The sequence below is a fragment of the Rhodococcus sp. T9N genome, from assembly GCF_024436645.1.
Classification (GTDB): domain Bacteria; phylum Actinomycetota; class Actinomycetes; order Mycobacteriales; family Mycobacteriaceae; genus Rhodococcus_F; species Rhodococcus_F qingshengii.
In genome coordinates this window covers 25,799-43,311 of record NZ_JAMSKS010000081.1, presented here as the reverse complement: position 1 = coordinate 43,311, position 17,513 = coordinate 25,799, and the positions used below count along the sequence as shown (strand labels likewise).

17 protein-coding genes and 2 pseudogenes are annotated in these 17,513 nt (G+C 63.1%); 7 read left to right on the top strand and 12 right to left on the bottom strand.

Annotated features, from left to right (window positions below; all coding sequences use genetic code 11):
* Nucleotides 1-6: 6 nt before the first annotated feature.
* The 5 genes from lnt to M1L53_RS33310 all read right to left on the bottom strand — a co-directional run bounded on the left by lnt (nt 7) and on the right by M1L53_RS33310 (nt 5,315).
* Nucleotides 7-1,515, bottom strand: coding sequence for an apolipoprotein N-acyltransferase (lnt, locus tag M1L53_RS33330; protein ID WP_231917504.1), 1,509 nt, complete (start codon nt 1,513-1,515; stop codon nt 7-9).
* An 89-nt stretch (nt 1,516-1,604) separates the two neighbouring features.
* The gene (locus M1L53_RS33325; protein ID WP_058228113.1) at nt 1,605-3,236 is read right to left on the bottom strand and encodes a cytochrome c biogenesis protein ResB; all 1,632 of its coding nucleotides are present in this window, start codon (nt 3,234-3,236) and stop codon (nt 1,605-1,607) included.
* On the bottom strand, nt 3,233-4,039 hold the full coding sequence (locus M1L53_RS33320; protein ID WP_261949283.1) for a cytochrome c biogenesis CcdA family protein: 807 nt from the start codon (nt 4,037-4,039) through the stop codon (nt 3,233-3,235). The genes M1L53_RS33325 and M1L53_RS33320 overlap by 4 nt, the downstream gene beginning before the upstream one ends.
* Nucleotides 4,036-4,680, bottom strand: a complete 645-nt coding sequence (locus M1L53_RS33315) for a TlpA disulfide reductase family protein (RefSeq protein ID WP_261949282.1) — start codon at nt 4,678-4,680, stop codon at nt 4,036-4,038. Before M1L53_RS33315 ends, M1L53_RS33320 begins: the two co-directional genes overlap by 4 nt.
* Nucleotides 4,677-5,315, bottom strand: a complete 639-nt coding sequence (locus M1L53_RS33310) for a TlpA disulfide reductase family protein (RefSeq protein WP_003944602.1) — start codon at nt 5,313-5,315, stop codon at nt 4,677-4,679. The genes M1L53_RS33315 and M1L53_RS33310 overlap by 4 nt, the downstream gene beginning before the upstream one ends.
* Before the next feature lie 128 nt (nt 5,316-5,443).
* Between M1L53_RS33310 and M1L53_RS33305 the strand changes: the two genes are divergently transcribed.
* Nucleotides 5,444-5,809 carry a DUF4229 domain-containing protein gene (locus M1L53_RS33305; RefSeq protein ID WP_019747393.1) on the top strand — a complete coding sequence of 122 codons (366 nt, stop codon included), beginning with the start codon at nt 5,444-5,446 and terminating at the stop codon, nt 5,807-5,809.
* 364 nt (nt 5,810-6,173) lie between these two features.
* On the opposite strand, the gene M1L53_RS33300 is transcribed toward M1L53_RS33305, so the two are convergent.
* From M1L53_RS33300 to M1L53_RS33290, 3 genes and pseudogenes are all read right to left on the bottom strand, one after another.
* Nucleotides 6,174-6,512: a hypothetical protein gene (locus M1L53_RS33300; protein ID WP_003944633.1), complete on the bottom strand. Its 339-nt coding sequence runs from the start codon at nt 6,510-6,512 to the stop codon at nt 6,174-6,176.
* Nucleotides 6,513-6,603: 91 nt separating this feature from the next.
* Nucleotides 6,604-6,924, bottom strand: a pseudogene (locus M1L53_RS33295) (DUF3703 domain-containing protein); the annotation flags it as partial.
* A 56-nt stretch (nt 6,925-6,980) separates the two neighbouring features.
* Nucleotides 6,981-7,367, bottom strand: a pseudogene (locus tag M1L53_RS33290) (HAD-IC family P-type ATPase); the annotation flags it as partial.
* 544 nt (nt 7,368-7,911) lie between these two features.
* Between M1L53_RS33290 and M1L53_RS33285 the strand changes: the two are divergent.
* From M1L53_RS33285 to M1L53_RS33260, 6 genes are all read left to right on the top strand, one after another.
* On the top strand, nt 7,912-10,068 hold the full coding sequence (locus tag M1L53_RS33285; protein WP_019747395.1) for an MMPL family transporter: 2,157 nt from the start codon (nt 7,912-7,914) through the stop codon (nt 10,066-10,068).
* A gap of 26 nt (nt 10,069-10,094) precedes the next feature.
* Nucleotides 10,095-10,346: a YgaP-like transmembrane domain gene (locus M1L53_RS33280; protein ID WP_003944652.1), complete on the top strand. Its 252-nt coding sequence runs from the start codon at nt 10,095-10,097 to the stop codon at nt 10,344-10,346.
* A 44-nt stretch (nt 10,347-10,390) separates the two neighbouring features.
* On the top strand, nt 10,391-10,807 hold the full coding sequence (locus M1L53_RS33275) for a DUF302 domain-containing protein (protein ID WP_011133463.1): 417 nt from the start codon (nt 10,391-10,393) through the stop codon (nt 10,805-10,807).
* Nucleotides 10,807-11,580: a sulfite exporter TauE/SafE family protein gene (locus M1L53_RS33270; protein WP_003944622.1), complete on the top strand. Its 774-nt coding sequence runs from the start codon at nt 10,807-10,809 to the stop codon at nt 11,578-11,580. Before M1L53_RS33275 ends, M1L53_RS33270 begins: the two co-directional genes overlap by 1 nt.
* A gap of 78 nt (nt 11,581-11,658) precedes the next feature.
* Nucleotides 11,659-11,928 carry a metal-sensitive transcriptional regulator gene (locus M1L53_RS33265; protein ID WP_003944639.1) on the top strand — a complete coding sequence of 90 codons (270 nt, stop codon included), beginning with the start codon at nt 11,659-11,661 and terminating at the stop codon, nt 11,926-11,928.
* A gap of 53 nt (nt 11,929-11,981) precedes the next feature.
* Entirely contained in the window at nt 11,982-13,349 is a 1,368-nt protein-coding gene (locus tag M1L53_RS33260) for a rhodanese-like domain-containing protein (protein ID WP_003944677.1), read from the top strand.
* A gap of 362 nt (nt 13,350-13,711) precedes the next feature.
* Here the strand turns inward: M1L53_RS33260 and M1L53_RS33255 are convergent, their stop codons facing one another.
* The 4 genes from M1L53_RS33255 to M1L53_RS33240 are packed head-to-tail and all read right to left on the bottom strand — an operon-like array spanning nt 13,712 to nt 17,210.
* Nucleotides 13,712-14,314 carry a cadmium resistance transporter gene (locus tag M1L53_RS33255; RefSeq protein ID WP_020971550.1) on the bottom strand — a complete coding sequence of 201 codons (603 nt, stop codon included), beginning with the start codon at nt 14,312-14,314 and terminating at the stop codon, nt 13,712-13,714.
* Nucleotides 14,315-14,363: 49 nt separating this feature from the next.
* Nucleotides 14,364-14,888 carry a signal peptidase II gene (gene lspA / locus M1L53_RS33250; protein ID WP_011133466.1) on the bottom strand — a complete coding sequence of 175 codons (525 nt, stop codon included), beginning with the start codon at nt 14,886-14,888 and terminating at the stop codon, nt 14,364-14,366.
* A complete protein-coding gene (locus M1L53_RS33245; RefSeq protein WP_020971549.1) occupies nt 14,885-16,837 on the bottom strand; it encodes a cation-translocating P-type ATPase in 1,953 nt (650 codons plus the stop codon). The genes lspA and M1L53_RS33245 overlap by 4 nt, the downstream gene beginning before the upstream one ends.
* Nucleotides 16,830-17,210, bottom strand: coding sequence for a helix-turn-helix transcriptional regulator (locus M1L53_RS33240; RefSeq protein WP_011133468.1), 381 nt, complete (start codon nt 17,208-17,210; stop codon nt 16,830-16,832). The genes M1L53_RS33245 and M1L53_RS33240 overlap by 8 nt, the downstream gene beginning before the upstream one ends.
* Nucleotides 17,211-17,513 lie beyond the last annotated feature (303 nt).

Here is a 17,513-nt window from a genome sequence, read left to right as displayed (position 1 = left end):
AGTAATTCATGTTCTCGTTCTTTCACCCCGCCGAACCCGGTACATGCCTCTGAAGAGTGCCGAAGCGGCGAGAGAAAGCACGATCGCAGACAACGCGAGTTCCGGAATCGAACCCACACGTGTTGCCAACGTGAGATCGGAGCGAACGGCGATCTCGTCGGTCAATGCTTGTGCTGTGAAGATCTCGCTCTGTTGACGCACCACACCCGCTGGCGTGATGATTGCGCTGACACCGCTGGTTGCTGCGATCAGCACACTGCGGCCGTGTTCGACCGCCCGCACCCGCGACATGGCCAGCTGCTGAAAGGTCATCTCGGTCCGGCCGAAGGTCGCGTTGTTGGTGGGAACCGCGATGACGGTGGCTCCTGCCTTGACGGACTCGGTCACCAGATCGTCGAAGGCCACCTCGTAACACGTGGCAACAGCTACCTGAATTCCGTTGAGGTCGACGACGCCGTTCCCGTTCCCGGCAACGAAATTGCCCGCAGAATCGGCATATGACGACACCGCACTAACGATCGATCGGAGCGGCAGGTACTCCCCGAAGGGCACAAGCTGCCGCTTGATGTGTTGCTGCCCAGGGCCGTCCGTCGGATCCCAGACCATGGCACTGTTGATCGATGTTCCTGGCTCGCCCTGCAGGACCGTACCGACCAGGATCGGGGCGCCGATAGAACGGGCTGCTCGGTCCAGTCGATCCGCCGCATCCCGATTCGTCAAAGGATCTATATCCGAAGCGTTTTCGGGCCAGATGACAAGTCGTGGCCGGGCTGCTCGGCCCGCTGTGACCTCAGCTGCGAGTTGTTCGGTGCGGGCAACATGATTGTCGAGCACAGCTCGGCGTTGGGCGTTGAAATCGAGGCCGAGTCGCGGCACGTTGCCCTGAACGACGGTCGCAGTGACGACCTCGTCAGGGGCGGCACCGGGAGAACCGGTCACCAATGCACTCACAAAGATGAGGACGATGCAAGCGCCACCTTTCGCCAATGCTTGCCATCGAACATTCAAGGGCCCAGCCAGTGACCAGGCGATGAGTGTTCCGATCAGTGCAGTCACGAAGGAAAGACCTGGCGCCCCCGCGATCGAAGCCAACGGCAGCAGCGGGCCGTCTGCCTGCCCGAAGGCCAAACGCCCCCACGGGAAACCGCCGAACGGAACTCGGCTACGAAGTGCTTCTGCGGTGACCCATGCACCCGCAATCCACACCGGGGAAAGCGGAGCGTGGCCGACGGCCACCGCCAGTACGCCGAACACTCCGAACGCGAGCGCTTCAATCGCCGCCAACGCCAACCAAGGCGTTGCACCCACGTACGCTCCGACCCATGGCAGCAAGGGAACGAAGAATCCCAGTCCCGCGGCATAGCCGAATCCGAAACCCGCACGGAGACTGCGCCCCTGGAGAACGACGGTCAGCAGGGCGATGGCTACAGGGGCGAGAAACCACAGCGTGCGCGGCGGAAAGCTGAGAAACAGCAGCCACCCAGCGCCCACCGAAAGAGCGAGACGCAAAGCGATCCCACCGTGGTGCCGTTTGGGGCGACCACTCTTCAGGCATGCATCTAATTCACTGTCGGCAGTGATCGCACGGTCGACCGAAAGGACCCTCACAGGCCCGCTCTCGTAGAAGGAGAACTGCGCTGGTCAGTCAACAATTTCTCACAGAGATCGTCGAATTCGCCGCCCCAGCCGGCATGATCGGTCCGCGCGAGTCCACCGAGTTCGAGATCAGCCTGCTCCGGTCCCGTCCCCGGGCGTAGGCGGATCCACACTCGCCGCCTCCTGATCACGAGCGAGATCAGAAGTCCGAGCATCATCGTGATCGCAAAGACGAGAACCCACTGTTGCGCAGGGTCGTACGACACCTGCAGATTGGCGAATTCCTTGGCGCCGTCGAACCGAACCTGTGTTCCATCGGTGAGAGTCCGCGTCTCTCCAGGGCGGAGGTTCACACGATCTTGTTTGACCAGCCTTCCTTGGTTGATCATTTCCTTGTTCAACGAGAAGATCGATTGCGGGATGCCGGTGTCCAGACCCGTATCGCCCTTGTAGATGTCGATCGCGACCGCAGGGTCACGCGCATCGGGAAACGACGAAGTCAGAAGCGTCCCGCTGAAGGAAGCGGTCGGCGCGAAGAGTCCCTCGATGGCGATCTGATTCTTCCGGCGCTCGTCCGGATTCGGAAACGATCCACCTGGCGGATCGAACCGCAACGCCCCACTGCTCAGGAACGTGACCGCATCGTCCGGTTGAAACTGCATCGTCTCGGTACGGGACTGTCCGTCGGGAAAAGTGACGGTGAACTGCGGCGCGTACCCATGGCCGGTCAGATAAACACGGGCACCGTCGGTACGCAGCGGTTCGTTGACCCGAAGACGATAGTCTTTCCAGGTATTGGTCGCGATATCCTGCCCGCTCTGATACGAAATGTTGGAGGTGAACATTTCGGCCTGACCAGTATCGAGATAATCTGCGGAAAAGTCGTTGACCTTGATGCAAAAGGGCGCGAGACCCGTGCCGTCAGTAGCACTTCCCGCGCGGAACGAGTCGTACACGGCAGGTGACGTATTACAGAAACCGGGGCCGCCGTCGGCAATGACGATCACCGAACCCTCGTACCCCACCAACTTGCCGATCGCGACGGTGACGAGCAACCCGATCAGCGAGAAGTGGAACACCAGATTCCCGGCCTCACGCAGATACCCCTTTTCCGCGGAAACCGATACCTCGGAATCCTTTTCGGACCTGACGGCTACCCGCCAGCCCTTGAGCGACTGCCGCACTCTGGTGAGGGCCTCGTCATGCGAGATGTCAACTACGCCGTGGAAATGGTGCGGCAACCTGGACAGATTCCGAGGTGCTCGTACAGGTTGGCTCCGAAGCGCGCCGAGATGCGCCTGCAGGCGTGGAACAAGACAGCCGATGAGAGAGAGAAACAGCAGGACGTAGATCGCAGTGAACCAGAAGCTGGAAAAGACGTCGAACAACTCCAGCTTGTCGAATAGCGGGCCGAGGGTTGGCTGCGCCGCGATGTACTGGGAAACTTTCTGTACGTTGAGATTTCGCTGAGGCAACATAGCACCGGGAAGTGCTGCGAGTGCCAAGAGGAACAGGAGCACGAGCGCGGTGCTCATCGACGTCAACCGGCGCCAATTGTGGCGCAGTAGTCGAACGCTTTCTCGGATAATCAGTCTCGGTAGGCGGCGGATGCGACCTCCCGCGGTGGCGTTATCTGTCATATCGGCAGCACGACCGAACTGACGAATTCGTTGCGTAACCAGCCGACGAACATGCCCCACACACCGGTGACCAGTGCCAGACCGACAGCGACGAGCATTATTCCGCCGACGATCTGAATCGTTCGTGAATGGCGTTTGAGCCATCCGACGCCTCGGAGCGCTTTCACCGACCCGAACGCCAGCACGATAAACGGTAATCCAAGTCCTAGACAGTAGGCGACGATCAGCAGCACCCCGCGCGCTGCCGTCGTGCCTTCAGTTCCGGCCGCCACCGAAAGAACCCCTGCGAGAGTGGGGCCGAGACATGGTGTCCAACCCAACGCGAACACGCCCCCCAACAAAGGTGCGCCGGCAAGGGAGGAGATACGTCGCGGCGCGAATCGTGCGTCTTTCTGCAGGGCAGGAATAAGGCCGATGAATGTCAACCCCATCACGATGGTGATCACACCACCCACACGTTGGAGCAGCGCTTCGTTGATGCGCAGGGTGCTGATCACGCCGAATACCGATGCGGTGGCGAGAACGAACACCACGGTGAATCCGGCAACGAACATCGTTGCCGCGCCTGTCACCCGCCATCTGCCTGCAGGTTCCGAGGTCTCGTCGCCACGGGTCACCGCTGGAGAATCAGCTCCGGAAATGCCGGCTAGATACGACAGATATCCGGGAACGAGCGGCACCACGCACGGCGATGCGAACGACACCAGACCGGCCAGAATGCACGCTGCTACGGCGAGCAGTAACGGGCCGCTCGAGGCGGCGGTCTGGAAGCTGGAGCCGACACCTTGGGCGAGTTCGTTCACCGCTCGGCCGCCACGCGCTCGATGACCGGTTGCAGATCCTCGGTGAGAAGTGCGCGAAGAAACACAGCGGCGACGCGCTGTCTGCGATCCAACACCAAGGTGGAGGGAATCACGCTTGTCGGATAGTTTCCGCCGAGCGCTGTCAAAGTTCTCATCGACGGGTCGTAGATCGAGGGGTAGCTGACGTTGTTGTCGACGACGAAGTCCTGGGCCTTGTCTCGTTGAGGATCTCGAACGTTGATCCCGAGAAACTGAACACCGAGACTTTCGGTTGCTTCGTACGCGCGCTCGAGATCGTCGGCCTCGGACCGGCACGGGGCGCACCATTGCCCCCACAGATTGATCACGACGACCTGACCGGCGTAATCAGTGAGTGAAATATCGCTACCGTCGGCCATGAGGTCAGGTCCGGCCAATACACCGATCATGTTTCGCGATTCGGGCGGGTCGTACAAAATATCGGTTTGTCCTCCCGGTGACACGAAATCGAAATTCGCACCCGAAGCGACTGCATCGGTGCCGGTTGCACATCCACTCGCGGCGACGACGATCGCAGTGAGAATAGCGACCAGTGGGAGGATGCGGGTCGGTGTTCCGAGTACGCGTTGTCTCGATTTGCGAGGGAGTGCGGGGGCATTCATTTCATCAACTCACTTACAGCGGAGCGTATTTGGTCAGTGTTTTCGAAAACCATGGGGGTTGTAATCTGTTCGACGGACCCGTCTTGTTGGACGAGAAAGCTCAGCGGCAGAACTGGCGGCGCCGATAGCGCAATTCCGATGTCGTCGACCGCAGCGAACGAGGGATAGTGCACGCCTGCAGCGGTGAGAAGCGCTAGTGCTGTGGACATGTCGTCCTGGACGTTGATCCCGACTACTCGGATGGAGCCCGGAGTACCTGCATAGTCATTCAGGACCGGGATTTCCGATCGGCACGGCCCGCACCACGAGGCCCAGAGGTTGATCAGGGTCGGCTCCCCGGACAGCGCTGCACCGAGGTCGACCACAGTATTCTCGCCAAGACACGTCGCTTTGATTCCCAGGAGTTCTCCTCCAGCGGGCGGTACTGCCGGGGCCACAGGACAGGGAACCGCTGCTGCCGCGGACTTCGAGGAAAACCCCGAGTCGACGCGATCTTCATCTGCCTGGGCGGCCGGAGGCACTTGAGGCCGGGTCGAGGAATGGGTCTCGGTTGACGTTGATCGAGGCCAGATCGCCACGACGAGAAGACCGATCACAACCAGGAAGAGCAGGAACCACCGAGACTGTGCCTGCATGCACTTCCTCCAAGCGTGGTGCGGTGAACCGGGACAACACTGAACTACTATTGTGCATAGTAGACATATGGTTCGTTCTGTCGCCCCCGCCAACCAGAGGCGGGATCCGAACCCGAGAATCGAGCATCGTGAAACGCCAGTCCGCTCCGAAGGGCCGTATCAATCCACCAGTCAGCCCAGAAATTGCGGCACTGGGTGCCCATCAAGCACCGCAGACGCGCGTGGCGCGGATCAACCGTGTAGCACGGTCAAAGCTCGTGCGTCTGGTGATGTACTACACCGCGGTTCGACTCGCCCTGATCGCCGGCCTCGCAGTGATCATCATGGGAATCAACGCCATACTCGAACTCGAAATCCCCGGTGTGTTAGCACTGTTCGGGGCGGTGCTGCTCGGATTCGCCATCTCTGCGATCGCGTTCCGGTCATTGCGCCGCCGGATCAATGAAGAAGTGATGGTCGTAGATGAAAAACGGCGTGCAATGCGCACCCGGTGAAGGGTTCCCTCCGGTTAGGTGCGCGTGAAAGCTCCAGTAACGAAAATGCCCAGCATCGGTGCCACAACCTGTCTTTTTTGGACGTATGACCGCTCAAAGCTGCCTTCCTGGGTGATGCCGAGGGCGCGCGATCATGCATTGATTGGCATTGGGATGAAGATGTCAGGTGACGGGATCAGGTGCGGAGTCGGCGGTATCCGTGGTGGTCTCGAGTTTCGGAATCGGTACAAGCTGCGGGATCAGGCGGACGAGACTCGAGCAGGCGCAGTACGGAGGACCGTTGAGTCAGCTCGCCCTTGTGAGGAACCCCGGGGCTGCTGCTGGAGACGACCCTGTTGGGACCACCGGTGGGTGGCCGATACTTTCACTCATCGCCCTCTACATCAGCTGTGGGCGCAGCCATACCGAACGCACCCCTCAGTGCAGCAACGGTAGGAGCGCCACCGACCTCGCCCGTGGAATCTCGATAGAGCCTGCATGACACGTTGGGGACCTGGTCCGGTTCGGCAAACGGATCGCGGCCGTCGACGAGCAACGTCGGCGATCCGGTCATGCCCGCAAGCCTTGCGGATCGAGGATCGTCGACGATTACGTGGCGCAGTTCCCAATCGATGGACTCCTCCGCGAGAACGTGCTCGATCCGTTGTTCGAGGAGCTGCACGTTCGGGCAGTCCGGGACTTGCAAAATTTCAAGGTGCATCATGGTGTTCCTCCGTCGGCGTGTGGTTTCGAGTATGCGGCAGTGCAGGACAGCTCGCGGTAAACGAAACCCAGGACTGGTAGGTCTGCATTTTCTCGGCAAGATCGTCAGGTATCGGCATCGGTGTCATAAGACCGGCACGAGTTCGTTCGGTGTTGCCCTCCGGATAGCGGCCCAGTGCGGATCCCGGGGCGGCGACGACGATGATGCGAAGAACCTGCCCGACGGCTTCGCGGCAGTCACGCTGATGTAAGGCCAGGGGAGCATGGCGAGGTGGTTTGTGTGGCCATGGACAGGGCTGGGAGAGGACATGTGTGCGTTCGAGGTGATGCCAACGCTGGGTGTCATCGCTGGTGCGGCCGGCTGCGGTCCTCTTTGCGGGCCCAAACGCGACGGCGCTGTGTCGGTCGTGCAAGCGATGCGCTTCGTGTAGACACTGCGCAATTGTGCGAGCATTCGGTTCATCGGATGCAGAGCCGGCGGCAGGTGCTGCAGGTCTTCGCCCATCAGAGCAACATCGGCGGTCTCGATGGCCACGTCGGAACCCATCGCGCCCATGGCAATGCCCAAGTCGGCGGTGGCCAGGGCGGGGGCGTCGTTGACACCGTCCCCGACCATTGCCGTCGGGCGGTTCGCACGCAAGGTTTCCACGATCCGTGCCTTGTCCTCCGGGCGCAGGTCGGCGTGCACGTCGTCGATCCCGACGTCGGCGGCCAGCGCCTGGGCGGTGCGTTCGTTGTCGCCGGTGAGCATCGCGACGGTGTACCCGCCGCGTCGTAGCCCGGCGATCACCTCATGTGCTTCCGGTCGGAGCTCGTCTCGTACGGCGACTGCCCCGATGACGGTTCCGGCGCGCTCGATCCACGCCACGAGTTCCCGAGACCTCTCACCGATGGCGTGGCCGCCGCACCCGGACTGAGTCGTCTCGACGGATGCGCCGACGTGTGCGTCGGCTACCCAGAAAGCGGTACCTCGCCTGGGCACTCGACGACCCGGACGGCCCACCCCCTCGGGTGGGCGCCCGAGAGGAGCGAACGGCCTACCCGAGCGTATACCCCCAGGGGTACTTGCATACCCCCCTGGGTATATGCAACAGTGGGTAGACGCTCGTCAGAAAGGACTGTCTATGTGTTACCCCGTCCCGTGCCCGATATGCGACAAGATCGCGTGGGCAGGTTGCGATCGACATGTCGACGACGTCACGAAGGATGTTTCACGGCCTCGGCAGTGCACCTGCTCTGCTGAGACCGTTGGTCCTATCGATCGGCGCCAGCGCCTCGCGATCGCTGTTTCGCCGCCAATCCCGGTCGCGAGTGCAAGGGCCTAACCTTCCAATTGGGTCAGGTTTACCGAGGTCTAGCTCGCTCATTTGAATACCCCAGCCCGTATTTTAGGAGAAGTTATGTCTGTGCCCGACACCGTGACGGCCACCGGTCGTGACGATCGTGATCGCGTATCTACACCCGGCATACTCGGACGCCTGGGAAGCGCGATGGTCGCACGCCGCCGATGGGTGTTCGGTGTCTGGCTGATCGCGCTTGTCGCGCTCGGATCTGCAGCGCCGTCGGTTTTTTCGTCACTGGCGGGTGCTGGGTGGCAAGCCAACGGATCCGAATCGGTCCAGGTCCGTGAACTCGCGCAACAGCATTTCGGCGGGAACTCCTCGGCCGCGGTTCAGGTGGTGGTCCATTCGGACACCGCGTCGATCGACGATCCCACCGTGCAGCAGAGACTCATCGACGTCACAGCTGTGTTCGACGGTGACACCCGGTTCGGTGCCGTCATCGCCCCACAGCCTGGTATGACCATCAGCCCCGACGGCCACACCGGCATCCTCATCGCCGGCGCCAACGCAAACGCGGACGACATGGTCAAAGCCGTCGACGATGTCAAAGACGAGCTGACCGCACTCTCCGGCGACGGTATCGAGGTCTATCCCACCGGATCCTCCGCGTTGTGGTCCGACTTCAACAAAGCCAACCACGATGCGATGATTCAGGCTGAACTATTCTCTTGGCCAGTCACTTTGGCGATCATGGTGCTCGCATTCGGCTCCCTCGTCGCTGCCGGGCTGCCGCTGTTGCTCACAGTGGCCGGACTCGTCGCCTCCGCCGGCGGTTTGGTGCTGCTCAACGAGGTCACACCGATCTCGGTATGGGCGATGAATTTCGCGATGATGTTCGCCCTCGCTCTCGGCATCGACTACGCCTTGTTCATCGTCGCCCGCTTCCGCGACGCCCTCCGTACGGCCGATCCACGAGCAGCCGTTGCCGAAACCATGGACACCGCAGGCAAAGCGGTGATCCTGTCCGGACTTACCGTCCTGGTCAGCCTCTCGGCAGTGCTGCTCGTTCCCGCACCGGCCGTGCGCACCATGGCCGTAGGCATCATGCTGGCCGTCACGTTCGTTCTGATCGCCACCATGACACTTCTTCCGGCCACGCTGGGCGCACTCGGCCCCAAGGTCAACGCAGCATCCCTGCCTTACGCGAAACGCCAACAGCACCGATCCCCGAAGTTCGCTGCGTGGGGCGAATTGCTTCACAAGTACCCATGGCCGTTCGCGCTGGTCTCCGTCGGCATCCTCGTCGCCCTGGCCTTACCTGTCCTGGGACTGAAGGTGGCAATGCCGTCCATCGCTGTCGTTCCCGACGATGCGCCCGTTCGGCAAGGTTACGAGTTGGTTCAGGCCCAGTTCGGTGACGGGGCACCCGGCGCGCTGCAGATAGTTGTCCCGTCTTCCGATGCGGCTGCTACCGCCGCGGCAGCGAGCAGCGTCGACGGGATCTCGATGGTCACCCCGCCCACACCATCAACAGACGATTCGAACTACACACTGCTGCAAGCGTTTCCTGCCGTGGACCCTTCCGCAGAGGCCATGGGCACGATCCTCGGTGACCTACGCGCACAACTACCGGAGTCCGCGCTCGTCGGCGGCGCGCCAGCGGAGAACCTCGACCTGCAGCAAGCCCTGAACGACTACCTACCGTTGGTTATCGGGATCATCCTCGCCCTCGGCTTCATCCTGCTGCTCGTCGCTCTGCAGGCACCACTGATCGCGATCCTCGGCACCGCCGTCAGTTTGCTGTCGACCGCCGCAGCGTTCGGGGTTGCGAAGCTGATCTTCCAAGACGGACACGGATCGTCGCTGCTCGGCTTCACCCCTCAAGGTTTCCTCGACGGCTGGGGGCCGGTGTTCTTCTTCGCGATGATCTTTGCCATCGCCATGGACTACACCGTGTTCCTGCTCGCCACCGCGAAAGAACACTACGAGAAGACCGGGGACCCGAAGGCTGCTCAGGTTGACGGCCTCGCGCACTCCGGACGCGTCATCTTCGCCGCTGCGGCGGTCATGGTCGCCGTGTTCTTCACCTTCGCGCTCTCCGATCCGCTCCCACCCAAGGAAATGGGCATCATCCTCGGCGTCGCGGTGTTGCTCGACGCCTTCCTGATCAGGCTGATCCTGCTCCCGGTCCTGCTCCGGCTGAGCGGTCACGCTGCATGGTGGGCACCGGGCTGGCTGCGCAGAATGTTGCCGTCGATCCGCTTCTCGCACTGACCATTACAACACCTCACGGAGGAATCATGACCGATCCGAACATCACGCATTCGAGCACGTCTGCCGGGTGGCCGATCGAACGTATCGTCCCCGCACTGGCCGCCGGCGTCACCGCCACGGGCCTGACCCTCGGCGAACTCCACGCACCACGGTGGAGGCTGCTCAGCGCCTTCGCCGCCGCGAACCTCGCCCTCTACGCCGCGGTCGGCTGGTGCCCGGCAAGTGCGCTTCTCACCAGAGCGGGCGTACCAAGTCTTCGCCACCCCCGAAGCGGATAGGCACACAATTGCCGCAGTTCGACGAACGGAAGGAATTCTCCACCATGACCATCGCACTCTCGACCACCTTGACCGACACCGACTTCGAGACGGCGGTCACCGCCACCAAAGCAGCACTGTCCGAGCAAGGCTTCGGTGTGCTGACCGAAATTGACATGCAGGCCACCCTGAAAGCCAAACTTGGCACAGACATGGAGAAGTATCTGATCCTAGGCGCGTGCAATCCCACGCTTGCACACCGCGCCGTAGGAATCGTGCGTGAGATCGGCCTGCTACTGCCCTGCAACGTCGTCGTCCGTGCCGACACCACCGCCGGATCGGTCATCGTCGAGGCGATGAACCCGGACCTCATGGTCCAAGTGACGGGCGAACCAGCACTGTCAGATGTCGCGGCCGAGGCCACCACCAAACTCCAAGCCGCCCTGGACACGCTCGGCAGTCGGGATGCAGTGCGCAGTTGATGACGTTGACCCTGGCGCTGGCGCTCGGCCTCACCGTCGGAATCCTGCTCGGTCTCCTCGGAGGCGGTGGATCGATCCTCGCTGTCCCGATCCTCGTGTACGCCCTCGGGTTCCCCCTGCCGGAGGCGATACCGACTTCGCTGTTGGTGATCGGTGTCGCCTCCGCGGTCGGGGTCATCTCCAAGGTGCGGGCGCGGCTCATCGAATGGCGACTCGCGGCAATCTTCGCCGCCACCGGAGTCCTCGGCACCCTGGCCGGCACTGCCCTTGGCAAGCATCTACCTGAAACTGCCGTGATGATCGGCTTTGCGATCGTCATGATCCTCGCGGGGGCACGCATGCTGCGCAGCCCCGACAATCCCGGAACCGCCTGCAGGACGAGCAATTCCGGGATCAACTGGCGCCGATGCGCACCTCGGTCCATACCGACCGGATTCGGCGTCGGTGTCCTTACCGGACTGTTCGGCGTCGGCGGGGGCTTCTTGATCATCCCCGCATTGGTTCTGCTGCTGGGAATCGAGATGAGTGTCGCCGTCGGAACCTCTTTGGTGGTCATCGTCGCCAACTCCGCCGCCGGACTCATCGCTCAGGCCGACGGCCTCGGTGGAAACTGGCCCTTGACGGCAGCGTTCGCAGGTTCAGCCATTGCGGGTTCGTTGGTGGCCGGACGATTCGGTACACGCATCGCCACGGACTCACTTCGGCAGTGGTTCGCCTACCTGGTGTTTGTCGTGGCAGGTTACGTCCTCATCGACACTCTCGTTCTCGGATGATCTACCGTGCACCCCGTTGGATGCCCCCGGGGGTAATCTGGCAATTTCTGGCATCATCATGCATCTGAAGGAGACCCCATGATCGGCGACGAAGACAGCATCGCATTGGTCCTCAACCGCCTCCGCCGCGCACACGGCCAACTCTCGGGAGTGATCGGCATGATCGAGAACGGACGCGATTGCAAAGACGTTGTCACCCAGCTCGCCGCTGTTTCCAGGGCCCTCGACAAAGCGGGCTTCAAGATCGTCGCTACCGGTCTCCGAGAGTGTATGACAGGCGAAGCGGCAGACAACAAAGAACCCATGACCGAAGCAGAACTGGAAAAGCTCTTCCTGGCGCTGGCCTGAACGCCCGCTTCACATCAGGAACGAGGCCGACCGACAACATGTAGGAGCTCCCCATGAGCACGACCGACCCGGACATCGCCATCATTGAAACTTCCAGCCTCGGCGACCGCAGCTATCTGATCAGCCACGACGGTATCGCCGTGGTGATCGATCCACAACGCGACATCGACCGCGTCCGGGCGCTGGCAGCAGAAAAGAACGCTGTCATCACCCACGTGCTGGAAACTCACATCCACAACGACTACGTCACTGGCGGCCTGGAACTTGCGCGCGCCACGGGTGCCGAATACGTCGTCCCGGACGGCGATCCGGTCGAATACGAGCGCCGAGCAGTCGTCGACGGCGATGTCGTCGACGCGGGATCGACGACGTTCGAGGTCATGCACACCCCAGGGCATACTCATCACCACGTCAGTTACGTTCTGCACCGGCGCGGCGAGCCGATCGCAATCTTCACCGGCGGCTCCATGCTCTACGGGTCCACCGGGCGTACTGACCTGCTCGGCTCCGAGCACACTGATGAACTGACCCACGCGCAGTACCATTCGGTCCGCCGCATCGCGGCCGAACTGGCCGCTGAGGTGGAGGTCTACCCCACACATGGGTTCGGTAGCTTCTGTGCCGCAACTCCGACCAGCGGGGACTCATCCACCATCGGTGAACAGCAGCAGTCCAACCCCGCACTGACTCAGGACGAACACACCTATGTCGACGAGCTGATCGCGGGCCTGTCTGCATATCCCGCGTACTACGCCCATATGGGCGTCATCAACACCAAAGGGCCGGCCCCGATCGACCTGTCCATGCCCGAGCCCGTCGATCCAGACGAACTACGTCGCCGCATCGACGCCGGGCAATGGGTCGTTGACCTACGAGCACGCACCGCTTTCGCCGCCGGCCACGTCGATGGCTCTCTCGGGTTCGAACTGTCGACCAGCTTCGTCACCTATCTCGGATGGCTTTATCAGTGGGGCGTGCCGTTGACGCTGATCGGTGAAACAACCGACCAGATCGCCGAGGCGACCCGCGAGCTGGCTCGGATCGGCATCGACAGTCCCTCCGGATCCGCCGTCGGTGAGATTCACTCGCTCGTCGGCGACGGAAAGGTCCGCTCCTACGATGTATCCGACTTCGCCGGACTCGCGGCGGCCACCGGCGAACGTGAGATAAGCGTCCTCGATGCGCGTCAACAGTCCGAGTACGCGGACAGCCACCTTCCTGGTGCCGTGAACATCCCCCTCCACGAGCTACCACACCGACTCGAGGAAGTTTCCGCGGCCGAAGTGTGGGTGCACTGCGCATCCGGTTACCGCGCATCGATCGCCGCTTCACTTCTCGACCGCGAACACCGCACAGTGGTCCTCATCGACGATGACTACGAGCATGCCGTGCAGCTCGGTCTCCACACATCGCCCGCCTGACGAATGCGCCGCCGCTGCGCAAGCCGCACGATGCGAGTGGTTCACGGGGCTGATCTCCCCGATTTCAGCAAACGGCCATCGGATAATTCCGACAGAGGGCAGGAAGCCCAACCCCTGCCCGTGCCGACGTCCGAGAAGGCGGCCACCGCTGGTCCAACGATCATTCGGGCGCCGTCCGAGTTTGTCGTTCTGCCAATTCGCACTGGATCTTCCGCTCGCCTTTGCTTCGGTGGCCGGACCGTTGTGACGCGCCATGCACGGCTCCGGCCGGGATGCGGTGCGCGGAGTCGCAGACATCCGAGTGCCCCGGCGACCGCGAGGAGCCGGGACGGATCAAGGTGCCACCGTGCCAGCAGTGTCGGTCATGCCGCGGCGGCGATCAGGCGGCCGATCACACCGGATTCGAGCAGGATGATGACGCCCAGCCCGATGAAGACTGTGGGCACGAGCCAGTGCTCGACGCGCTCGAGGGTGTCGATGACCTTCTTGTGGGTGCCGAGCATTCTGCCGGCGGCGCACCAGAGTCCGACACAGATCAGGAACACGGCGATGGTAACGATGGTCTGGGGCGCACCGAGAGTGCGGAAGACCGGGGTGTAGACGGCGATGTTGTCGGCGCCGTTGGCGATGGTGATGGCGGCGACGCTGATCGTCCCGGCCGCGAGGACTACGGGTTCACCGTCTCCGTCGCTGCGTAAGCCCTGGATCAGTCCCCAGATTCCTAGCGACAGGGGAAGTAACCCGAGTAGTCCAACCCAGTCCTCGGGCACGATCACCAACCCGAGGGCGGCGACCACACTGATCGCGACGAGGGTGATCAGGCCGAGGTACTGGCCGGCAACGATCTGCCATGCCCGCGGCCGTCCTTGACTGGCGGAGGCGACGAACAGGACGGTCAGTACGACGATGTCGTCGATGTTGGTGCCGGCGAACATCGCTACCGCCGCGGCGATGGTGCCGATCATCCTCGCATCCGGCGGCTGCCGCGGCGCGGCCTGATCTCGGGTATTGCTGTCATTTCGAACTCTCCTGTGCGGGCGGGGGATCGGCCGGGTCGTGGGTGGACTCAAAGATCAGTGATGCGACGAGCAGCACGACGCCGCAGGTGATGTAGGTGTCGGCGAGGTTGAAGGTGGGCCACCAGCCGGTGTGGAAATAGTCGGTGACCTTTCCGTCGACGGCACGATCGATCACGTTGGCGGCAGCTCCGGCGAGGATCGCCGACCAACCCACCGTCCCCACCAGTGAAGCGGTGGGGACGGTGCGCCAGGCGTAAATTCCGACGCCGAGAGTGATGGCGGCGGTGACCGCGAGGATGATCCAGGCCGGAAGCTGTTGGCCGATGCTGAACGCGACACCGCTGTTGTACGCCAACTTCAGTTGCAGCAATCCCATATCGACGGTGCGTGCACCGGAAAGGGTACGGCGCGCAACGGGTTCGGCCGACAGTGCGATCGCGATGAGAGCGAGACCGACGACCACGAGAATCACCCGCCGCGTGCTACCTGTGCGGATTGATCGAGCCGCTAATTCGCTCACGTGCGGGCCTCGACCTTCCCCGCCGGTGCGGGTACCGATCCGGTGGGGAAGGCTTGCGCGCGGCCGGCCCGGACACCGTTGGCGATGACCACGATCTCAGCGACCTCGTGCACCAGGACCACGGCGGCCAGGCCGAGAACCCCGAACAAGGCCAACGGCATCAGAACGGTGATGATCGCCAGCGACAGTCCGACGTTCTGCAACATGATGGTCCGGGAGCGGCGCGCGTGCGCCAACGCCTGCGGCAGGTGCCGCAGGTCCTCACCCATCAGAGCAACATCGGCGGTCTCGATGGCCACGTCGGAACCCATCGCGCCCATGGCAATGCCCAAGTCGGCGGTGGCCAGGGCGGGGGCGTCGTTGACACCGTCCCCGACCATTGCCGTCGGGCGGCTCGCACGCAAGGTTTCCACGATCCGTGCCTTGTCCTCCGGGCGCAGGTCGGCGTGCACGTCGTCGATCCCGACGTCGGCGGCCAGCGCCTGGGCGGTGCGTTCGTTGTCGCCGGTGAGCATCGCGACGGTGTACCCGCCGCGTCGTAGCCCGGCAACCACCTCACGTGCTTCCGGTCGGAGCTCGTCACGGACGGCGACCGCCCCGATGACCGTTCCGGCGCGCTCGATCAGCACCGCAGTGGCGCCGGCATGCTGCATCCGCTCGATATCCCCTGCCAGCGGACCCGGGTCGATCCAGCCCGGTCGACCGAGGCGCACAGGTATGCCGTCGATGGCCCCGGTCAGGCCCGCCCCTGTGACCGCGTCCACGTCGTCGGCGGGTGCGTAGTCGTCGACGGCGGCGAGAATCGCGCGAGCGAGAGGGTGCTCGCTGCGCGCCTCCAACGCTGCGGCCACCGCGAGAACGTCCTCGCGGCTGGCGCCGTCCGCCGTGGCCACATCGATCACGGCAGGCTGGTTGCGGGTGAGGGTGCCGGTCTTGTCCAACGCAACGGTGCGGATCCGGCCGAGGGCCTCGAGTGCACCGCCGCCCTTGACCAGGACACCGAGCTTGGACGCCGCACCGATCGCGGCGACAACGGTGACAGGGATCGCGATGGCCAGCGCACACGGGGAGGCGGCGACCAGCACCACCAGGGCGCGTTCGATCCACACCAGCGGATCGCCGAGCACACTGCCGACCGCGGCGATAACTGCGGCGACGATCATCACACCTGGAACCAGCGGTTTGGCGATCTTGTCGGCGAGGCGTTGCGCCTCGCCCTTGCGGGACTGCTCGGCCTCGACGATCCGCACGATTTTGGCCAGCGAATTGTCCTGCGCATCTGCGGTGACCTCGACTTCGAGGACGCCGGTGCCGTTGATCGATCCTGCGAACACCTCGTTGCCGGGACCGGCTTCGACGGGCACCGATTCACCGGTAATCGCGGAGGTGTCCAGAGCGGTGCGTCCGGTGCGGATGACCCCGTCGGTGGCGATCCGTTCCCCAGGCTTGACGACCATGAGCTCGCCGAGCTGGAGTTCGGAGGGCGGAACGGTTTCCTCGCGGCCGCCGCGGAGAACTGTCGCGGTGGCCGGCACCAGAGACAGCAAGGCCCGCAGGCCCCGGCGAGTGCGGGTGACCGCATACTCTTCGAGTCCCTCGCTGATCGCGAACAAGAACGCGAGCATGGCCGCTTCGCCCACCTCACCGAGCAGTACCGCGCCGACAGCCGCGATCGTCATCAGGGTGCCGACCCCGATCTTGCCCTTGACCAGGCGTGCGAGAGTGGACGGGACGAACGTGTAACCGGAAATGAGCAGGGCGCCCACCTCGAGACCGAGCCCGAGAGCATCCGGCCCACCGGCCAGGCCCACTATCAGCGCCGCGATCAGCAGCACGCCCGCAGCTGCAGCCGCCCGGATCTCGGTAACCTGCCACCACTTTTCGGGCCCGTGTTCTTCCTCGCCTTCGACGCGGGGTTCGTCGTGACCGCAACCGCATGCGTCACTCACGGCTATCTCCGATGGCGGTGCCGTAATTCGGGCACAAGGCAACCGCGTTCCCCGTCGCGGCAAGCAGCGTCTCCGCCGAGGCGAGTAGGTCCATCAATTCCGGCCGGGCCAGCGAGTAGAACACCTGCCGACCTTCCGGTCTGCCGTCGACCAAACCGCAATCACGTAGGCATGCAACATGTGCGGACACCGTCGACTGGGCGAGGCCGAGTTCACCGATCAAATCCGCAACCCGCGCCTCTCCTTCGGCGAGACGGCGCACGATCGACAACCGGGTGCCGTCCGAGAGACTGTGGAACAGTGCCACTGCCGCATCCAGGCTCGACCCGCTGCCGGTTGCGGCGAGGCATCCAGGCTCGTTATTCATCGTCATACGACGATGATAGCAATATTGGACGATTCCAGGAAGGGTGGACGCACTGGACTTGAAGTAGATGCGGTACGTCAGCCGAACGGTGGCCGGCCGACGTACCTCACCAGGAATGGCGAAGTGACATCTGTAGTTTGCGAGTTGCTCGCCACGGCATCACATGGGGGGACAGCAAGGACCCATCGCTCGACACAGCCAGTCGCACAACATCTCCAGTGGATTCATTTCATTCACCTCCTTCTGAGTGTTCATCGCCAGCGCGGCGACGAACGGTCCGAGTCACCTGCGGTTCCCGAACGTCATCCA

Coding starts and splice junctions, on each gene's coding strand:
- M1L53_RS33325 (WP_058228113.1), bottom strand. CDS start 3,236: ATGACAGATAACGCCACCGCGGGAGGTCGCATCCGCCGCCTACCGAGA.
- M1L53_RS33315 (WP_261949282.1), bottom strand. CDS start 4,680: ATGAATGCCCCCGCACTCCCTCGCAAATCGAGACAACGCGTACTCGGA.
- M1L53_RS33310 (WP_003944602.1), bottom strand. CDS start 5,315: ATGCAGGCACAGTCTCGGTGGTTCCTGCTCTTCCTGGTTGTGATCGGT.
- M1L53_RS33300 (WP_003944633.1), bottom strand. CDS start 6,512: ATGATGCACCTTGAAATTTTGCAAGTCCCGGACTGCCCGAACGTGCAG.
- M1L53_RS33285 (WP_019747395.1), top strand. CDS start 7,912: ATGTCTGTGCCCGACACCGTGACGGCCACCGGTCGTGACGATCGTGAT.
- M1L53_RS33280 (WP_003944652.1), top strand. CDS start 10,095: ATGACCGATCCGAACATCACGCATTCGAGCACGTCTGCCGGGTGGCCG.
- M1L53_RS33275 (WP_011133463.1), top strand. CDS start 10,391: ATGACCATCGCACTCTCGACCACCTTGACCGACACCGACTTCGAGACG.
- M1L53_RS33270 (WP_003944622.1), top strand. CDS start 10,807: ATGACGTTGACCCTGGCGCTGGCGCTCGGCCTCACCGTCGGAATCCTG.
- M1L53_RS33265 (WP_003944639.1), top strand. CDS start 11,659: ATGATCGGCGACGAAGACAGCATCGCATTGGTCCTCAACCGCCTCCGC.
- M1L53_RS33260 (WP_003944677.1), top strand. CDS start 11,982: ATGAGCACGACCGACCCGGACATCGCCATCATTGAAACTTCCAGCCTC.
- M1L53_RS33255 (WP_020971550.1), bottom strand. CDS start 14,314: ATGATCGGCACCATCGCCGCGGCGGTAGCGATGTTCGCCGGCACCAAC.
- M1L53_RS33240 (WP_011133468.1), bottom strand. CDS start 17,210: ATGACGATGAATAACGAGCCTGGATGCCTCGCCGCAACCGGCAGCGGG.